This window comes from Novosphingobium sp. 1529 (assembly GCF_040544855.1).
GTDB classification, from domain to species: Bacteria; Pseudomonadota; Alphaproteobacteria; order Sphingomonadales; family Sphingomonadaceae; genus Novosphingobium; species Novosphingobium capsulatum.
In genome coordinates this window covers 366,663-383,451 of sequence record NZ_JBEPKW010000003.1, presented here as the reverse complement: position 1 = coordinate 383,451, position 16,789 = coordinate 366,663, and the positions used below count along the sequence as shown (strand labels likewise).

The window sequence follows — 16,789 nt, the reverse complement described above, 5'->3', positions numbered from 1 at the left end:
CTCCCCGTCGGGCCCTGCCGATCGGCGGCAGGCCACACGATCGGGAGAAGCCCTGCCAAAAGCGCGACAGGGGCACGCCACCGCCCTTAGCCCCCGCTGCGCCGCAGCATTTTGACGGCGATCAATCCAGCGCCGGTTTAATTGGCGCAAACGCCGATTACGAAAAGGAAAACCGGGCAAAACGCGGGTTTCCTCGAATCGATTACCGTTTATATCACGATTTCCTGTTATAAGAAGATGGACAGATTGTCTCACAAGGCCGCACCTGCCCGCGATTCCCGCCCGGCGACCCGCCCTCCCCGCAGCCCGCGCCCCACCGCCTGGTGGCTGGCTGACAGCGCCGGTGCCATTCCGGTTGCGGCGGGCCTGGCCTGGGCGGTGGCGGCGCGCGCAGATGGCGCGCTGCCGGCCTGGCCGGCGGCCGCGCTGCTGCTCGCGGGTGGCGCCTGGCGCGCTCTGGCGCTGGCCCGCGCGCGGCTGACCGGGCAGGCCGCTGCGGCGCGGTTCCAGCACGGTCTGCGCCAGCGGCTGTGGCCGGCGCTGCTGCCCAGCCGCACCGCGCGCGGGGCGCTGGTGGGCGAAGACGTGCACCTGGCGGTCGATACCGTCGATCGCACCGAAGGGCTGGTCGCGCGGTTCCTGCCGTTGCGCGGGGCCAGCGCGCTGGGGCCGCTGCTGATCGCCCTGGCCGTCGCGCCGGCCAGCTGGGTTTCGGCCGCCATCATGCTGGCCACGCTGGTGCCCTTCGTGTTCGGGCTGATTCTGGCCGGGGGCATGGCGGCACGCCGCGCGCAGGCGCAGTATCGCGCGCTGGAGCGTGCCTCGGGCCTGTTCGTCGATCGCATCGCCCATCTGCCGCTGATCCTGGCATCCGGCGCGGAAGAGCGCATCGGTCGGCAACTGGCCATGGCGACGCAGGATGTGGCGCGGCGCACGATGGGCGTGCTGGCAGTGGCCTTTGCCTCCAACGCCATTCTCGAATTCTTCGCGGCGCTCTGCGTGGCGCTGGTCGCGGTCTATTGCGGCTTTGCCCTGCTCGGCCTGCTGCCGTTTCCCGCGCCTGAGCATCTCACTCTGGCGCGGGCGTTCTATACCCTGGCACTGGCGCCCGAATTCTACCTTGGCATGCGGCGCCTGGCGGCCGCCTATCACGACAAGCAGACCGGCGAGGCGGCACTGGCGGCGATCGACCAGGCGCTGGCCCAGGCCGAGCCGATCGCGGAACGGCCAGCGCAACCGGCAACGGCAACGCCGCGCCACCTGCACGGCGCGGGTGTGGTGATCGCCTATCCCGACGGCACGCGGATCGGTCCGCTCACCTGGGATTGGCGTGGCCCCAGCCTTCATGCCGTGACCGGCGCCACCGGCAGCGGCAAATCCTCGCTCCTGCTTGCCTTGATTGGGCAGGCGCCGCTGGCGGAGGGGCAGATCGTGGCAGACGGGGAACCCTGGCCTGCCGGCGCGGCCAATGCCCTGATCGGCTGGGCCGGGCAGGCGGTATCACTGCTGCCCGGCACCCTGGCGAGCAACCTGCACCTGGCGCAGCCCGGCGCGCAACGCGATGAGGCCGCAATGATCGACCTGCTGACGCAGCTTGGCCTGGGCCCGATGCTGGCGCGGCGCGGCGGCCTTGCCATGGCGATCGATCATCGCGGCGCCGGGCTTTCAGGCGGAGAGCGGCGGCGCATTGGCCTCGCCCGTGCGATCCTGTCGGGCCGGCCGTTCCTGCTATTGGACGAGCCCACCGCCGATCTCGACCCCGCCAGCGCGGCGGCGGTGCGCGCCGTGCTGGCCCGCTGCGCACAAGACCGCCTAGTGGTGGCCGCGACCCACGATGCCGATCTCGCCGCCCTGGCGCAAACGCGCTGCGCGGTTGACGCCGCCGCCACCACGAGGAACGCGGCATGATCGCGCTGCTGCAAGCGCCGCTCGCCCGCCAGCGCGGCGTGTTGCGCGCGGCGATGGCCTGCGCGATCGTGGCGGCGCTCGCCGGGGTGGGCCTGCTGGCCACTGCCGGCTGGTTCCTGGCTGGGGCCGCCCTAGCGGGTCTGGGCGGGCCGCTCGCGGTCACCGGGTTCAACTATCTTTTGCCCAGCGCGGGTATTCGTGCCGCCGCGATCGGCCGCACTGCCAGCCGCTATGGCGAACGCATGCTGGGCCACCGCGCCGCGCTGTTTGCCCTGGCAGACGTGCGCGCCAGCCTGTTTGCCCGCATTGCGCAGGCGGCGCTTTCTGGGCGCGAGGCCGGGCGCAGCGGAGAAATGGCGGCGCGCTTTGGCCGCGATGTCGATCTGCTGGAAGATGCCGCGATCCGCCGTGTCTCCCGCGTCGGGGCCTGGGCGGCCGCAATCGTCGCGTTGGCCTGCGCGCTGGCGCTGGGGGTGGCGGCGCTGATCGTGCTGGCCGCGGGCCTGGCAGCCATGCGCGTGGCCGGCCCGGCGATGGCCACGCGCCTGTTGCCCGCGCGCCAGGCCGAGCGCGCCCGCGCCCATGCCGCACTGGCCGCCGATTATGCCGAAATGGCCGCACCGGCGATCGATATCGCGGTCTATGGCCTGGCCCCCGCCCTGGCCGAGGCGCTGCACGAGCGCGCCACGGCGCAATGCCGCGCCCACCATGCCGTGGCCCAGGCCGAAGCCTGGCTTGCCGCCGTGCAGGCGCTGATCGCGGCGGTGACGCTGGCGGCGATCGTGCTGGTGGCGCAAGGCACCGCGCCGCTGCTGGCCCTCGCCCTCCTGGCGGCCATGGCCGCGCTGGAGCCGTGGAGCGCGCTTGCCACGCACGATGCCAATGCGCCCGATACCTGCCTGGCGCAGGAACGCCTGGAACAGGCCGGCGCCACCCTGGCCACGGCGCAGCCCGCGCCAGTGCTGGCGGCGCGGCCCACGCTGACCATTGCCGGCAAAACCCTGGCCCCCGGCGCGCGGGTGCTGATCGCCGGGCCATCGGGCGCGGGCAAGACGCGGCTGGTCGAAACGCTGGCTGGCCTGCGCGATGATGCGCCACAGGCGCTGGCGATCGACGGGCACGATCCGCGCGACCTGGGCCTGGCAGCGGTGCGGCCGGCCATTGCGCTGATGCCCCAGGCAGCGCCGCTGATCGCCGGCACCGTGGCCGATAATCTCGCCCTGGCGCGGCCCGGCATCGATCGCGCCGTGATGCAGGCCGCCCTGCATGTCGCCTGCGCCGATGACGTGGTGGCCGCCCTGCCCCACGGCCTTGACCAGTGGCTGGGCGGCGATGGCGCGCGCCTGTCGGGTGGGCAGCGCCGGCGCATTGCCCTGGCGCGGGCGCTGCTGTCAGGCCGCCCCTGGCTCGTGCTCGACGAGCCGAGCGAGGGGCTGGACCTGGCGACCGAGGCGCTGCTGCACCAGCGCCTGGCCGCCTGGCTGGATCAGACCGGCACCGGCCTGCTGCTGGTCAGCCATCGCCCGGCGATGGCCACCCTGGCGCAACAGGCCATCGCCCTCGGCTGATCTTGGCAGGCCTGATCGTTACCAGCCACGCCCGCCCCAGCCGCCGCCTTGATGGGCCGAGGCGTTGATCCAGCCTTCGATGCGGTCATAGCGCATGGCGATGCGGTTGACCGAGCGCCAGTCACCCTCGCCGCATTCATTGCGCTGGCGCCCTTCGAGATCGTCGATCGCATCGTGGATGCGGCCGGCCTGGCGCGGATCGATATCGCCTTCGTCCACCTCGTGACGCAGGCGCGCTTCCAGGCCATGGGCGCGCTGGCCCGAACAGATGAAAGCCATGCGGCGGCCCTGCCAGTCGCCACCGCCGCCGTAATAGCCGCCGCCATAGCCCTGCCCCCCATAGCCCTGGTTATATCCGCCCCAGGCCTGGGCCTGGGCGGTTTGCGCGGCCGTGCCGCCAATGGTCAGCGCGGCGGCCATGATGGCGGCAATGCGAATGGTCTTCATCTTGTGTCTCCCACCTCGGGTCTTGTCGTCCCGGAAGACACGCTATGACGCGGCCGCTGCCGCAAACTTGAACTGGCTGTCGTCTCTCATTCAGAATGTTGCTGGGCAGAATGTTGCTGGCTGATCGCGCCAGCTTCGCACATCACGCACATCGCGTGGATCAGGCCCGAAACCACCGGGTCCTTCACGCTGTACCAGCGCACCTGCGCCTCGCTGCGCACGGCGACGACGTCTTCGCCGCGCAGCAGCGCCAGGTGCTGCGATACGCCCGATTGCGACAGCCCGGTCAGCGCCACCAGTTCGGTCACGCTCACCTCGCCCTCGTCCATCCGGCACAGCATCAGCAATCGCTCGGGATGGCTCATCGTTTTGAGACGGCCGGCCATGTGCGCGGCATTGGCCTTGAGCTGGGAAAGATCGGTCGGTTTCATCGCACCTCCCGAAATAGGGCAAACCGCCCGCACGGCAAGACGCCGCCGGAATTTGGCGCGATCCTGCCCAAATGGGCTGGAAAACGGGCAAAAAAAAGCGGGCAGTCCACGGTGGAACTGCCCGCCCAGTGAGGGCTCGGAATTTCGTTGTGATCAGAAGCTGATGGCGATCTCGCCGCCAAAGGTGCGGGGCGGGTTGAAGTTGCCATAATCGCCCAGCACCGCATCGTTGGCGCCCGAACGGCGATAGATGTAGGTGGTGTTGAGCAGGTTGCGGCTCCAGGCCGAGAAGGTCGCCTTGGCGCTGCCATTGAGCGGCACCGAGGCCAGCGCGATGCGGCCGTTGACCACGAAGCTAGAGTCGGTCTTCACCGATTCGTTCTGGAAGCTGTACTGCGGATCGGCATAGTTGGCATCGAGGTGCACGCGCAGTTCGCTGCCATTGGCATTGACCGGCAGGGCATAGTCGATCGCGCCCGACGCCGCGTTGGCCGGCGTATAGACTACATAGACCTGGTACAGCTGGTTGTTGAGGAACGGGTTCGCCGTCGCCGGAACGTGGGTATAGGTATAGGCGTAAGAGGCGCTCAGCGTCAGGCCCTCGGCTGCCTGCACCGTCAGGTCGGCTTCCACGCCGCGAATGCGCGAGGTGCCCGGCGCGTTGCGGGTTTCCTCGGTGTGGAGGTTGAACGTCGGGTTGGGCAGGCCATTGTCGAGATAGGGCCGCGTATCGACGTTGTCGAAATCGGTCTGGGTGCCGGTGCGGTCCATCATGTAGCCGGCCAGGTTCAGGCGCACGCGGTGGTCCATCAGGTCCATCTTGGTGCCGATTTCATAGGCCTTGACCGCTTCGGGGCCGAACGCGGCAAAGGTCTGCGAACGGTCGTTGGCGCCACCGGCGCGATAGCCGGTGGAATACTTGGCATAGGCATGGATATTGTCGGTCAGGTCAAAGGCGGCCACGACCAGCGGATCGAAGCGGCTGACGCTTTCGTGGAACTGATAATTGGTTGCGGCGCCCTGCACGAGATAGAGCGTGCCATCGCGCTTGTCGTTGGTGTAGCGGCCGCCCACGGTCAGGTGCAGCTTGTCGCCCAGCGCATCGGGGGTGAACGTCGCCTGGCCAAACGCGGCATAGCTCTTGGCAAAGGCCTGGCTGGCGCGCTGCAGGAACTGCTGCCCGATCGCCCAGCCCTGGTTGGACGAGGTGACGGGGCCAACCACGGTTTCGCTGTTGATGGTATAGCCGGTGCCATCGACGTTCCAGGTGTTGGACGAGGGCGTCGACGCCTGTTCCTGGGCGCGTTCGTTGAAGTAATAGGCGCCCAGCACGTAATCCACCTGCGGCAGGCTGCCGACGAGCTGAAGCTCCTGGCTGAACTGACGCTGGTTGAGGTACGAGAGGCTGTAGCGCGAGAAGCCGGTGTTGGGGGCAAAGATCGTGCGCGCGGCGCCGCCCGAATTGTCCCACTGCTCGGTCGAAACCGTGCGCCATGCCGTGATCGAGCGCAGCTGCATGTGCGGCGCCACGTCATAGTTGAGGTGCAGCGAGGTGCCTTGCGTGCGATCGACGCTGGGCTGCTGCGGTACGCCGATCGGCGCCACCTTGACCCGGTTGTCACCCGTGGGCGTCATCAGCGACGAAAGCGGCGCGATGCAGGCAGAGCAGGCTGTGCTGGTGCCGGGCGCCACCAGGATATACTTGCCGTTGCCATTGGGGTTCTGGATGTACTGGCCAACCGTGCGCCCCTGCGGGTTGTAGTTGATCAGCTGGCTGTAGTTCGGGGTGTTTTCGTCCTTGGCCTTGTCATAGGAAACGATCGCCGAGAAACCGGGCATCGGCGTCCACTTGGCCGAGATGCGCCCACCGGTGCGATCATACTGGTTCCAGCCGGCCTGGCCCGCCAGTGGGTTCTTTACCGTGGGGTCCTGATGCTGCTGCACGCCGTCGATCTTGATGGCGATGTTGTTGAATTCGGGCAGGTCGAGGTGGCCTTCCACGGTGTGGCTGCCGAAATTGCCCACGCCCGCGGCAAAGCGGCCGTCGAACTGGCCGGTCGGGTCCTTGGTCACGATGCTGACCGCGCCGCCTTCGGTGTTGCGGCCAAACAGCGTGCCCTGCGGGCCTTTCAGCACTTCGATGCGCTGCACGTCGAACAGCGCGGCGTTGAGGCCCTGCGAGCGGGCGAGATAGACGCCGTCGATATAGACGCCCACGCCAGTGTCGCGCGCGGTCTGGTTCTGGTCGAACGGCACGATGCCGCGAATGCCCACGGTCAGCGCCGATTGGCGTGCTTCGAACGTGGCGACGCGCAAGCTGGGCACGCCGCCATCAGCCAGGTCGATCAGGCTCTGCACGTGGCGGTCCTTGATGAGCTGGTCGCTCACCACCGAGATCGCCACCGGGGTCTTTTGCAGGTTGGTCTCGCGCTTGGTTGCGGTGACCACGATTTCAGAGAGGCGCGAACCGCTATCGGCGCTGGCCGATGCATCGGGCGCGGCTTCAGCGGCTGCGGGCGCAGCAGCCGGTGCTTCGGCAGCATGCGCCACACCGGCGTTGAGCCAGGCAAGCACCATCATCGACGAGGCCAGGGCGGCCTTGGGGTAAGTCACTGTGCACTCCTCCGCAACGAGTCTGTATCTTTCGTTACGGGGCCAGTACCCATCGATAATTGCACTTGTGTGACAGACCATCACATTCACGCCGCGCCCTGACCACCGGCTTTGAACCACGCAGCGATCGTGGCATGGAGGCCGCCATGACCGGGGCCACATCACCACACCATGGCATGAATGCCGCCGGCGTGCGCTCGCGCTCCGGGTTGTTCCTGGCCGCGATTCGGGCATTGATCGCGTGCCTGTTCACGCTGTGGCTGTGGATCGCGCCGCCCCATGCCGTGCTCGGCGGCACGCAGCCGGCGTTCCTGTTCGAAGGCTATCTGGTCTTTGCCATGGTCATGCTGGCCATCGCCTGGCGCAGCTGGTGGTTCGAATTTCGCCTCGGCGGCTTGGCCTTTTTCATCGATGCGCTGACCATGCTGATCGGGCTCGCCGCCACAGAAGCCGTCACGTTCGATTTCTTCAGCGCGTTCCTGACATTCTACGCGTTCCTCACGCTCACCTCGCTGGCGCGATGGAGCCGGCGCAACGCCATGCTGGCAGCCGTGGGACTGGCGCTGTGTTTTCTCGTGGCAGGGCTGGCGGTCGATTGGGCCGGCGTGCCGATCGATACCACCAAGTTCCTGCGACGTCTGAGTACGCTGGGCGTGCTGTCGCTGTTGCTCGCCTGGTTCGTCCAGGGGCGGCAGCGCCCCGCCCTGCCGCGCCCTGACCCGGCGGATTCGCTGCCTGGGAACGCGGGCGACGACGCCGTGCTGCCGGCCCAGGTCCTGGCCTATGCCATGGGCCTGTGCCAGGCGCAGGGCGGCCTCCTGGCCTGGGCCGCCGCGGCAGAACCACATCCCCGCGTCCATGCCGCCGGCAGTGCGGCGCGGCCCGCCGCCATCCCGCCCCTGCCCCCGCCGCAGGCCACGCCGATGCTGTTCGACCGTGCGCGCGGGCGGGCCTTGTGCCTTACCGCATCAGGCCGCCTGGTCGCGCGCAGCCACCCCGATTGGCCCGCCCTGGTCATGGCCGGTACGGAAGACGAAGGCCTCTCGATCCCACTGTCCGGGCGCACCGGGCGAGGGCAGCTCGTGCTCTATGGCATGCCCGGCCTCAATGCCGATGACCTGTTCCTCGCCCAGGCCCTTGCCCGCGAAGTGGCCGCCGCGCTGGACGACGAGGAAGCCCGCGCCCTCGCCCGCGAAGTGGCCATGGCCCGCCTGCGCGGCCAGATCGCCACCGACCTGCACGACAGCGTGGTGCAGACACTGGCCGGCGCGCGCTTCCGCCTGGAAGCGCTGCGGCTAGACCAGGGGGAAAACCCCGCCACGCCCGCCAGCCAGGCCATTGCCGAAATCTGCGAGAGCATCGCGGGCGAGCAGGACCACGTGCGCGCCATCATCGCGCAGTTGCGGCACGGGCAGATCCTGCCCGGCCAGCGCGATATCCATGCCGAAATCGCCGCACTCGCCCGTCAGCTGGCGCGACACTGGCACGTGGCCATTACTCCGGTGCCGGCGCCCGCCCCGCTGCCGGTATCCACCGCGCTGGTCTATGAATGCCAGCACCTGGTGCGTGAAAGCGTGGCCAATGCCGTGCGCCATGGCCAGGCGCGCAGCATCACCATCGATCTGGCCGAACGCGATGGCGCGCTGTGCCTGGCGATCGGCGACGATGGCCAGGGCTTTGCCGGGCCGCCGCCCCATGCCCTGCCCGCCTCGCTCGCCACGCGCGCCGCCGCGCTGGGCGGTTCGTTTGCGCTGGAAACGCGTGCCGGCCACACTTGCTTGCTTTTCACCCTGCCGCTGGACCTGTCATGACCCGCATTCTCGTTGCCGACGATCACGCCTTCCTGCGCGCCGGGCTGGAACAGGTGCTGGGCCGCCTGGGGCACGAGATCGTCGCCTCGGTCGGTGATGGCGCGGCCGCGCTTGCCGCCATTGCCCAGACCCGGCCCGATCTGGCGATCGTCGATCTGCGCATGCCCGCGCCCGATGGCGTCGGCGTTCTCTCCGCGCTGCGCGATGCCGGCGATACCTTGCCCGTGCTGATCCTGGCGGCAGAGCTCGATGACGCCAGCCTGGTGGCGGCAGTGCAACGCGGGGTCAATGCCATCGTCCTCAAGCATGCCCCGCCCGGCGCACTGCAAGCAGCAATCACCGCCGTCATGGCCGGAGAGCGCGCCATTGCCATGGACCTGATGGAGCGCGCCTTTGCCGCCGCCACGCGCCCTGCGGCCACGGGCGAAGACGCCATGGCCGCCTTGTCCGATCGCGACCGCCAGATTGCCGAGGGCGTCGCCGCCGGCCTGCGCAACCGCGATATCGCCGATAGCCTGGGCGTGACCGAAGGCACGGTAAAGATCAACCTCCACCGCCTCTATGACCGCCTGGGCGTGGCCAACCGCACCGAACTGGCGCTGCTGGTCAAGACCGGAACCCACCCGCGCCCGTGATCTTGGGCGCGTGGGCAAATGCTGACGTTCTGGCGTTTTGCACAAGTAAAAAGCGGGACCCCGGATCAAGTCCGGGGTGACGAGAAAATATAGGTAACGTAAAAACTTATCGTCACCCCGGACTTGATCCGGGGTCCCGCTTGATAACACCCGCCCGCGCTTCAGCCGTTCTCACGCCCAGTCAACATCGTGCGCACGCGCTGTTCCAGATCGCCCACGGCAAAGGGCTTGGTCAGGATCTGCATCCCCGGCTCCAGATGGCCACTGCCGATGATCGCGTTCTCGGCATAGCCGGTGATGAACAGCACCGGCGTGGCGGGCCGGTGGCTGCGCGCGGCGTCGACCATCTGGCGGCCGTTCATGCCGCCGGGCAGGCCCACGTCGGTCACCAGCATGTCGATCGGCGCATCCGATTGCAGGATCTTGAGCCCCTGCGCGCCGTCTTCGGCCTCCAGCACATGATGGCCCATGTCTTCCAGCGCGGTCACCACCAGCATGCGCACCAGCGGCTCATCATCCACCACCAGCACGGTGCCCTGGCCAGGCGCCGGCGCGGGATCGGCGGCCGACATGAAGTGCCCGCTCAGCTCGCCCTGCGCCTGTTCCGCGCCGTAATAGCGCGGCAAGTAGATGCACACCGTGGTGCCGCTGCCTTCCTCCGAATAAATCCGCGCGTGGCCGCCCGATTGCTTGGCAAAGCCATAGATCATCGACAGGCCCAGCCCCGTGCCCTGCCCCAGCGGCTTGGTGGTGAAGAACGGATCGAACGCCTTGGCGATGACATCGGCCGACATGCCCACGCCAGTGTCAGAGACGCACAGCGAGAGATACTGGCCCGGCGGAATTTCATGGGCATCGGCGCTGCGCGCATCGAACCAGCGGTTGGCCGTCTCGATCGTGATGCGGCCGCCATCGGGCATGGCGTCGCGGGCATTGAGGCACAAGTTGAGCAGCGCGTTTTCCAGCTGGCTGGCATCGACCAGCGCGGTCCACAGCCCGGCCGCACCGACGCATTCCACCGCAATCGCCGGCCCCACCGTGCGCTGCACCAGATCGGCCATGCCATTGATCAGGTCGTTGATGTCTGTCGGCCGGGGATCGAGCGTCTGGCGCCGCGAAAAGGCCAGCAGGCGATGGGTCAGTGCAGCGGCACGGCGCCCGGCCGCCTGGGCCATCGCCAGATACTTCTCCACTTCGGCAAAGCGGCCTTGGGCGAGGCGCGTGCCGATCATTTCCAGGGAGCCGGAAATCCCCGCCAGCAGATTGTTGAAATCGTGCGCCAATCCACCGGTCAGCTGCCCCACCGCTTCCATCTTCTGGGCCTGGCGCAGCTGTTCCTCGGCGTGCATCAGCTCCGCGGTGCGATCGGCCACGCGCTGCTCCAGCGTATCGGTCAGGCGGCGCAGTTCGTCGGTCACGCGGTCGCGCTCGGCCTCCACCGCGCGGCGCGCCTCCAGATCGAGCAGCACGCCGGGAAAACGCCGGGCCTGGCCCTGCGCATCGGCTTCCACCCGGCCCACCGCCTCGACCCAGGCATAGCGGCCCTCGTGGCCCCTGACGCGGTATTGGTGGCGATAGTGTCCCAGATCGGCCAGGCATGCGGCAATCGCGGCATCGACACCGGGCTTGTCATCGGGGTGCACGGCCTCGAGCAGGCGATCGATGGTATAGCTCACCGGGTCAGCGCTGGGCGGCAAGCCGAACACGCCGGCAAAGCCTTCGTCCACGGCCACCTGCCCAGTGGGGATGTCCCACATCCAGGTGCCGATGATCGCGCCAGCGGCAAGCGCCAGTTGCACCCGCTGCACGTTATCGCGCGCCAGTGCCTCGCTCCGCCGCAGCGCCGCTTCTTGCGCCTTGCGCGCGGTAATATCGCGGAACAGCACGGAAACCTGGCGATTGCAGGCCGGCCCGACGCGCCGCGCCGATACTTCGATAAAGCGCTCGGCGGTCACGAACTCGCGCTCAAACCGCACCGGCTCGCCGCTGCGCAGCACCTCGCCATAAAGCGCCAGCCAGCCATCGGCCTCGGCCGGGGCAATATCGCGCAGCGTCTTGCCGACAATGCCGGCAATGCCGGTATGGCGCTCGTAGCCGCTGTTCGCCTCGATATGACGATAGTCGCTCATCGGGCCATGCGGGCCATCAAAGAACTCGATGATGCAAAAGCCGTCGTCGATCGCCTCGAACAGCGCCTGGCGGTGGGCATCGGCGGCATCGGCGGCATCGCCCGACACCACGCCGGCCTGCCGCAACCGCAGCACTTCTGCCTCCAGTTCCGCGCGGGAAAGAGTCTCGAGTGCCGGTTGATTCACGGTGTTTCCCTGCTTGCCTGGTGTTGGTCACGACAAGGGCAAGATAGGCCCCCGCCAGCGCAACGCACCGCTCGCGGAAACGTGCCCAACCTTTCGGAAAGAAGGAATTTAATCCGGCAGCTGGATCAGGCCGGGCGCGCTTTCGTCAATCGCGGCGGCAGAACCACAGGCAGTGCTCGTCTTCCTTGGCGCCTTCATAGGCCGGGACGAACTCCACTTCCACATCGAACCCGGTATCGCAAAGCACGCGCGTGAACTGTCCATCGGGATCGGCCGACCAGATCGCCAGGATGCCGCCGGGGCGCAGCGCCGCATAGGCCGCGGTCAGGCCCGGCGCGGCATAGAGCCGGTCGTTCTGCTTCTGCACAAAGCCATCGGGGCCGTTGTCGACGTCGAGCAGGATGGCATCATAGGCGCCGCGCCCTTGCGCGATCACGTCGTGCACATCGCCCAGCGTCACGCTCACCCGCGGATCATCCAGCTTGCCGGCCATGACGTGAGCCAGCGGCCCGCGCGCCCACGTCAGGATTTCGGGCACCAGTTCGGCCACCTGGATGCGCGCCTTGGGGCCCCAGGCATCGAGCGCGGCGCCCAGGGTAAAGCCCATGCCCAGCCCGCCGATCAGCACCGCGGCATCGTGGCGGCCCAGGCGCTGCGCCGTCATCAGCGCTAGCGCCTCTTCCGAAACATGGTCGGTATTGCCCATCAGCTCTTCATCATCGAGTTCGATCGAAAAGCTGTCGCCGCTCTGCAGCAGAAGCAGTTCGCCGCCATCGGGCAGGCGCGCCTTGTCGATAAGGCGGATCGTCTCGTCCCGCACCGGGGCAAGCGTGGTCTGGACCAAGAAATATTCCAATCGCGGCAACGACCCGGCCCGGGGCGAGTGGCAGCACGCAGCCATCCACCGGGGCGAGCATGAGGGGGGAAATGCCACCCCGCAAGAAACAAGGCACGGCACCGACGCAATGCCAGTCCATACCGACTTGGCCCTGCATTGCAATGCCGGGTAATGGCAATCGGGCGCCCGCCCCCTGGAAATCGCGGCAGGCCGTTCCCAATTGCCAGGTCCCTTGTCCAACTCCGCCGGTTTCCCCGCCGCGAAAGGGCTTCATGCCGCGCAATCCCTATTACCATGGCCCGATCAGCGATCATTTCGATGGGCTGCGCTTCCGCAACCTGGCCGGCGAGCCGGAAACCGACCGCAGCCTGGGCGATGTGCTACGCTGGCGGCGCAGCGCGCCGCGCCATGCCTGGCCGCGCCATGTGCCGGTGGTGCCGGCCCATCCCGAAATGGCCGTCGCCGGCCTGCGCGTGACCATGATTGGCCATGCCACAGTGCTGATCCAGGTCGACGGGCTCAACATCCTGACCGATCCGGTGTGGTCACCGCGCGCCAGTCCGGTCAGCTTTGCCGGCCCGCGCCGCGTTACCGCGCCCGGCGTTGCCCTGGCCGATCTGCCACCGATCCATGCCGTGCTGCTCTCGCACAACCATTATGATCATCTCGACCTGGCCACGCTTAAGGCCCTGCACCGCGCCCACGCGCCGCTGATCATCACGCCGCTGGGCAACGATCGCATCGTGCGCCGCCACATCCGCCACGCACGCCTGGCGCCGCTCGATTGGGAGCAAGCCCACCCGCTCGATGCCGCCGGGCAGGCCCTGGCGCATCTCGTGCCGGCGCTGCACTGGTCCTCCCGCTCGCCACGCGATCGCCGCATGGCGCTGTGGGGCGGGTTCATGATCCAGGCATCGGGGCGCACGATCTATTTCGCGGGCGATACCGGCTATGGCACGGGCGCGATCTTTCGCCAGCTACGCCAGCAGTTTGGCCCGGTCGATTGCGCGCTGCTGCCGATCGGCGCCTATGATCCGCGGTGGTTCATGGCGGCGCAGCATACCAATCCGGCCGAAGCGGTGCAGATCATGCACGATCTCGACGCGCAATGGGCGCTCGGCATCCATTGGGGCACGTTCAAGCTGACCGACGAACCGCGCCATGATCCCCTGCGCCAGCTCGATGCCGCGCTGGCCGCGCAAGGCGTGGCACCGGGCCGGTTTCGCGCGCTCCATCCCGGTGACGCGATCGACATTCCGCCACGCGGGCCGCTGCCGTGATTCTCGCCCAGGCGCCCCGCCGATGCGCCCCCCGGCCGGCAAATTCGACCGTTCGCCAAAAGCTTGCCTGAACGAGCGAGCGCCGGCGCATCCGTTCGATTTTCATAAATAGCGCTTAATATCAGATAGATAAATGGATATCGCAAAAGCATGCCGAACGGCGCCCAAGCCGGCCAAGGGATGCATGCTGCGGTCTTTTTGCGCGCGCGAGAGATTGCCAAGCCACGCGTTGCTCAATTGAATGAAATTTGCTATGCATACCCATCAACAGCTTCAAACGGGCGAATGATGGCTGATAGCAGTGCAATCGTGGGGCAAATCGGCGATCTGGCCCAGGCCGGCGAACGAATGATCGAGCGCCTGCGGCGCAAGGCCTTTCTGCCCGAAAGCCGCAAGGGACTCAACGTGCGCTTTGGCATTGCCGAAGCCGCGCAGCTGATGGGCTGTTCCACCAACCGCATCCGCATGGCCGAGGACGATGGGCGCCTGCCGCCCCCGCCTTCGGGCGACAATGGCCGGCGCATTGGCTATGGCGTGCAGGAAATGCTCCACATGCGCGAAGTGCTGGGCGCCATGCCCACGCGCGGGCCGCACGACGTGCCGGCGATGATCGCGGTGCAGAATTTCAAGGGCGGCGTGGGCAAGTCCACCGTGACCACTCACCTCGCCCACTATTTCGCGGTGCAGGGCTATCGCGTGCTGGTGGTCGATTGCGACAGCCAGGCAACCACGACCACGCTGTTCGGCTTCAACCCGCATTTCAACATCACGCGCGAGGAAACGCTCTACCCCTATCTGTCGATCGACCCGACCCAGGCCGATCTGCTCTATGCGGTCAAGCGCACGCCCTGGCCCAATGTCGATCTCATCCCTTCGAACCTTGAACTGTTCGATGTGGAATACGAACTCGCCGCGGCCGGCGCCGATGGCCAGTCGGTGCTCGCCGCGCGGTTTCGCAAGCTCAAGCAGGGGCTGCTCGATCTGGCCCGCGATTATGACGTGGTGATCCTCGATCCGCCACCCGCGCTCGGCACGATCTCCCTCGCGGTGATGCAGGCGGCCAATGCCCTGCTCGTGCCGCTGGCCGCCACCACGCCCGATTTCTGCTCCACCGTGCAGTTCCTCTCGATGATGGACCAGGTTATCGCGCAGCTGGTTGAAGCGGGAATTGCCGTGGATTATCAGTTCGTTCGCCTGATCTGCTCCAAGTTTGACGGCAACGATCCCAGCCACGCCATGGTCCGTACGATCATGGAGCAGACCTTTGGCCCGGCGCTCCTGCCCGTGCCGATCCTGGAAAGCGCGGAAATCAGCCATGCCGCCTTGCGCATGATGACGATCTACGAACTGGAAAAGCCGATCGGCACGGCCAAGACCCACAAGCGCTGCCGCGCCAACCTCGACGAGGCGCTGGGCCAGCTCGAACAGCTGGTGCGCGCGGGCTGGGGTCGCGTTGCCCCGGCGCGGGAAGAGGATGTGCTTCATGCCTGATCACAACGCCCGCCGCTGCGTCGCTTCCCTCCCCTCGTTCCCGCCCTTCGCAAGGTTCTAAGCCATGGCGCGCAAGCAATCCGATTACCTCGCCGCGCTGCTGGCGGAAGACGAAGAAACGCCAGACACCACCCCTGCGCCGGTGGTGATCGACAATACGCCGGCGCCGCGTCCCTCGGGCGTGGCGGATGAGCCAGCGCCCGTGCCGGCCGCGCAGGCCAAGCCTGCCGCCACGCCGCCTGTGTCCCCTGCCCCGGCCTCCCCACCGCGCCCGGCCGCGCCAGGCCTTGGCCCGTTGCGCGGCACCACGCTGCTCAACCGCGAAAGCGCGCTGGCCCGCGTCGCCAGCGGCGAAGTGCGCCAGGTCACGCAATTGCTGCTCGATCCTGCGCGGGTGCGGGTGTGGGCCGGCAATGCACGATCCTATGCCCATCTGAGCGAGGAATCGTGCCGCGAACTGATCGATTCGATCATCGCCGAAGGCGGCCAGAAAGTGCCCGCCGTGGTGCGCCGCATCGAAAACGATCCGGCCTATGATTACGAGGTCATCGCCGGCACACGGCGCCATTGGTCGATCGCCTGGCTGCGCGCCAATTCCTATCCGCAGTTCCAGTTCCTGGCCCAGGTGGCCCAGCTCGATGACGAAGCGGCCTTCCGCCTCGCCGATCTGGAAAACCGTGCGCGCAAGGACGTGTCTGACCTGGAACGCGCGCGCAACTATGCGCTCGCGCTCAAGGACCATTACGGCAACCATCTCACGCGGATGGCAGAAAGACTAAAACTTTCAAAGGGTTGGCTTTCAAAGATGCTGCGCGTGGCAACGATCCCCGATGCCGTTGTCGCCGCCTTTGCCTCCCCCGCCGATGTCCAGCTCAAGCCTGGTTATGCCCTCGCCCAGGCGTTGGATGACAAGAACGCCCAGGTTGCCATCCTCAAGGAAGCGCGCCAACTTGCGCGGGAGCAGGACGCCGCCCGCAGCACGGGCCGGCCGACGGTGCCCTCGCCCGAGGTGCTCAAGCGCCTGCTGGCTGCGCCCACGGCCGGCAACAGCCCATCGGGCCCGCTGTTCAGCTGGGACGCCCCGATGAGCGGCCGCCGCGCCGTATCGGTGCTGTCGGCCGGGCGCCAGGGCGTGACGCTCAAGCTGCACAACGGCACTGGCGCCACTACCGAAGACCTGATCGAAGGCGTGCGCGCCGCGCTCGAAGCGCTCGAAGCCCAAGGCAAGGGCATGCAGCGGTGAGGCCATCGTTTCCCCGTTTCCCCGGGGAAACACCGCCCCCTCCCTGGCACCCCCTCCCCTGGCGAACGGCGCGCGCGGCGTGCCGTTCGCTGACGCATGTGTTATCCCGCAAACCTCGCGTGACGCGTTCCGTCCGCCGTCAGTGCTTGGCGCGCTGACGATCGTGCGCGTCGCCCTCCACACGTTTCATCGCCACCGCATCTTGCCCC

At 67.7% G+C, this 16,789-nt stretch carries 12 protein-coding genes; 7 read left to right on the top strand and 5 right to left on the bottom strand.

Annotation, left to right across the window (positions count from 1 at the left end; genetic code table 11):
* Positions 1–237 precede the first annotated feature (237 nt).
* A complete protein-coding gene (locus ABIC78_RS09600; RefSeq protein ID WP_354489266.1) occupies positions 238–1,908 on the top strand; it encodes an ATP-binding cassette domain-containing protein in 1,671 nt (556 codons plus the stop codon).
* Positions 1,905–3,476: an ATP-binding cassette domain-containing protein gene (locus ABIC78_RS09595; RefSeq protein ID WP_354489264.1), complete on the top strand. Its 1,572-nt coding sequence runs from the start codon at positions 1,905–1,907 to the stop codon at positions 3,474–3,476. The genes ABIC78_RS09600 and ABIC78_RS09595 overlap by 4 nt, the downstream gene beginning before the upstream one ends.
* An 18-nt stretch (positions 3,477–3,494) precedes the next feature.
* Here the strand turns inward: ABIC78_RS09595 and ABIC78_RS09590 are convergent, their stop codons facing one another.
* The 3 genes from ABIC78_RS09590 to ABIC78_RS09580 form a co-directional block, all read right to left on the bottom strand.
* The gene (locus ABIC78_RS09590; RefSeq protein ID WP_062784264.1) at positions 3,495–3,923 is read right to left on the bottom strand and encodes a hypothetical protein; all 429 of its coding nucleotides are present in this window, start codon (positions 3,921–3,923) and stop codon (positions 3,495–3,497) included.
* An 86-nt stretch (positions 3,924–4,009) separates the two neighbouring features.
* Positions 4,010–4,354 carry an ArsR/SmtB family transcription factor gene (locus ABIC78_RS09585; RefSeq protein WP_354489262.1) on the bottom strand — a complete coding sequence of 115 codons (345 nt, stop codon included), beginning with the start codon at positions 4,352–4,354 and terminating at the stop codon, positions 4,010–4,012.
* A 153-nt stretch (positions 4,355–4,507) separates the two neighbouring features.
* Positions 4,508–6,934: a TonB-dependent receptor gene (locus ABIC78_RS09580; protein ID WP_354489495.1), complete on the bottom strand. Its 2,427-nt coding sequence runs from the start codon at positions 6,932–6,934 to the stop codon at positions 4,508–4,510.
* A 179-nt stretch (positions 6,935–7,113) separates the two neighbouring features.
* Between ABIC78_RS09580 and ABIC78_RS09575 the strand changes: the two genes are divergently transcribed.
* Both ABIC78_RS09575 and ABIC78_RS09570 read left to right on the top strand, forming a co-directional pair.
* Complete coding sequence (locus tag ABIC78_RS09575; RefSeq protein WP_354489260.1) at positions 7,114–8,778, top strand: sensor histidine kinase; 1,665 nt, start codon at positions 7,114–7,116, stop codon at positions 8,776–8,778.
* Entirely contained in the window at positions 8,775–9,413 is a 639-nt protein-coding gene (locus ABIC78_RS09570; RefSeq protein WP_354489258.1) for a response regulator, read from the top strand. Before ABIC78_RS09575 ends, ABIC78_RS09570 begins: the two co-directional genes overlap by 4 nt.
* A 161-nt stretch (positions 9,414–9,574) precedes the next feature.
* On the opposite strand, the gene ABIC78_RS09565 is transcribed toward ABIC78_RS09570, so the two are convergent.
* Both ABIC78_RS09565 and ABIC78_RS09560 read right to left on the bottom strand, forming a co-directional pair.
* A complete protein-coding gene (locus tag ABIC78_RS09565) occupies positions 9,575–11,728 on the bottom strand; it encodes a response regulator (protein ID WP_502915668.1) in 2,154 nt (717 codons plus the stop codon).
* A gap of 145 nt (positions 11,729–11,873) precedes the next feature.
* Positions 11,874–12,572, bottom strand: a complete 699-nt coding sequence (locus ABIC78_RS09560; protein WP_062784330.1) for a polyamine aminopropyltransferase — start codon at positions 12,570–12,572, stop codon at positions 11,874–11,876.
* A gap of 266 nt (positions 12,573–12,838) precedes the next feature.
* On the opposite strand from ABIC78_RS09560, the gene ABIC78_RS09555 reads away from it, so the two are divergent.
* The 3 genes from ABIC78_RS09555 to ABIC78_RS09545 all read left to right on the top strand — a co-directional run bounded on the left by ABIC78_RS09555 (position 12,839) and on the right by ABIC78_RS09545 (position 16,580).
* Positions 12,839–13,846 (top strand): MBL fold metallo-hydrolase, encoded by a 1,008-nt coding sequence (locus ABIC78_RS09555; protein WP_354489256.1) that lies wholly within the window; start codon positions 12,839–12,841, stop codon positions 13,844–13,846.
* Positions 13,847–14,134: 288 nt separating this feature from the next.
* Complete coding sequence (locus ABIC78_RS09550; protein WP_028658115.1) at positions 14,135–15,337, top strand: AAA family ATPase; 1,203 nt, start codon at positions 14,135–14,137, stop codon at positions 15,335–15,337.
* A gap of 64 nt (positions 15,338–15,401) precedes the next feature.
* Entirely contained in the window at positions 15,402–16,580 is a 1,179-nt protein-coding gene (locus ABIC78_RS09545; protein WP_354489254.1) for a ParB/RepB/Spo0J family partition protein, read from the top strand.
* The last annotated feature ends 209 nt before the right edge of the window (positions 16,581–16,789 follow it).

Coding starts and splice junctions, on each gene's coding strand:
- ABIC78_RS09595 (WP_354489264.1), top strand. CDS start 1,905: ATGATCGCGCTGCTGCAAGCGCCGCTCGCCCGCCAGCGCGGCGTGTTG.
- ABIC78_RS09570 (WP_354489258.1), top strand. CDS start 8,775: ATGACCCGCATTCTCGTTGCCGACGATCACGCCTTCCTGCGCGCCGGG.
- ABIC78_RS09580 (WP_354489495.1), bottom strand. CDS start 6,934: ATGATGGTGCTTGCCTGGCTCAACGCCGGTGTGGCGCATGCTGCCGAA.
- ABIC78_RS09590 (WP_062784264.1), bottom strand. CDS start 3,923: ATGAAGACCATTCGCATTGCCGCCATCATGGCCGCCGCGCTGACCATT.
- ABIC78_RS09575 (WP_354489260.1), top strand. CDS start 7,114: ATGACCGGGGCCACATCACCACACCATGGCATGAATGCCGCCGGCGTG.
- ABIC78_RS09585 (WP_354489262.1), bottom strand. CDS start 4,354: ATGAAACCGACCGATCTTTCCCAGCTCAAGGCCAATGCCGCGCACATG.
- ABIC78_RS09555 (WP_354489256.1), top strand. CDS start 12,839: ATGCCGCGCAATCCCTATTACCATGGCCCGATCAGCGATCATTTCGAT.
- ABIC78_RS09600 (WP_354489266.1), top strand. CDS start 238: ATGGACAGATTGTCTCACAAGGCCGCACCTGCCCGCGATTCCCGCCCG.
- ABIC78_RS09545 (WP_354489254.1), top strand. CDS start 15,402: ATGGCGCGCAAGCAATCCGATTACCTCGCCGCGCTGCTGGCGGAAGAC.
- ABIC78_RS09550 (WP_028658115.1), top strand. CDS start 14,135: ATGGCTGATAGCAGTGCAATCGTGGGGCAAATCGGCGATCTGGCCCAG.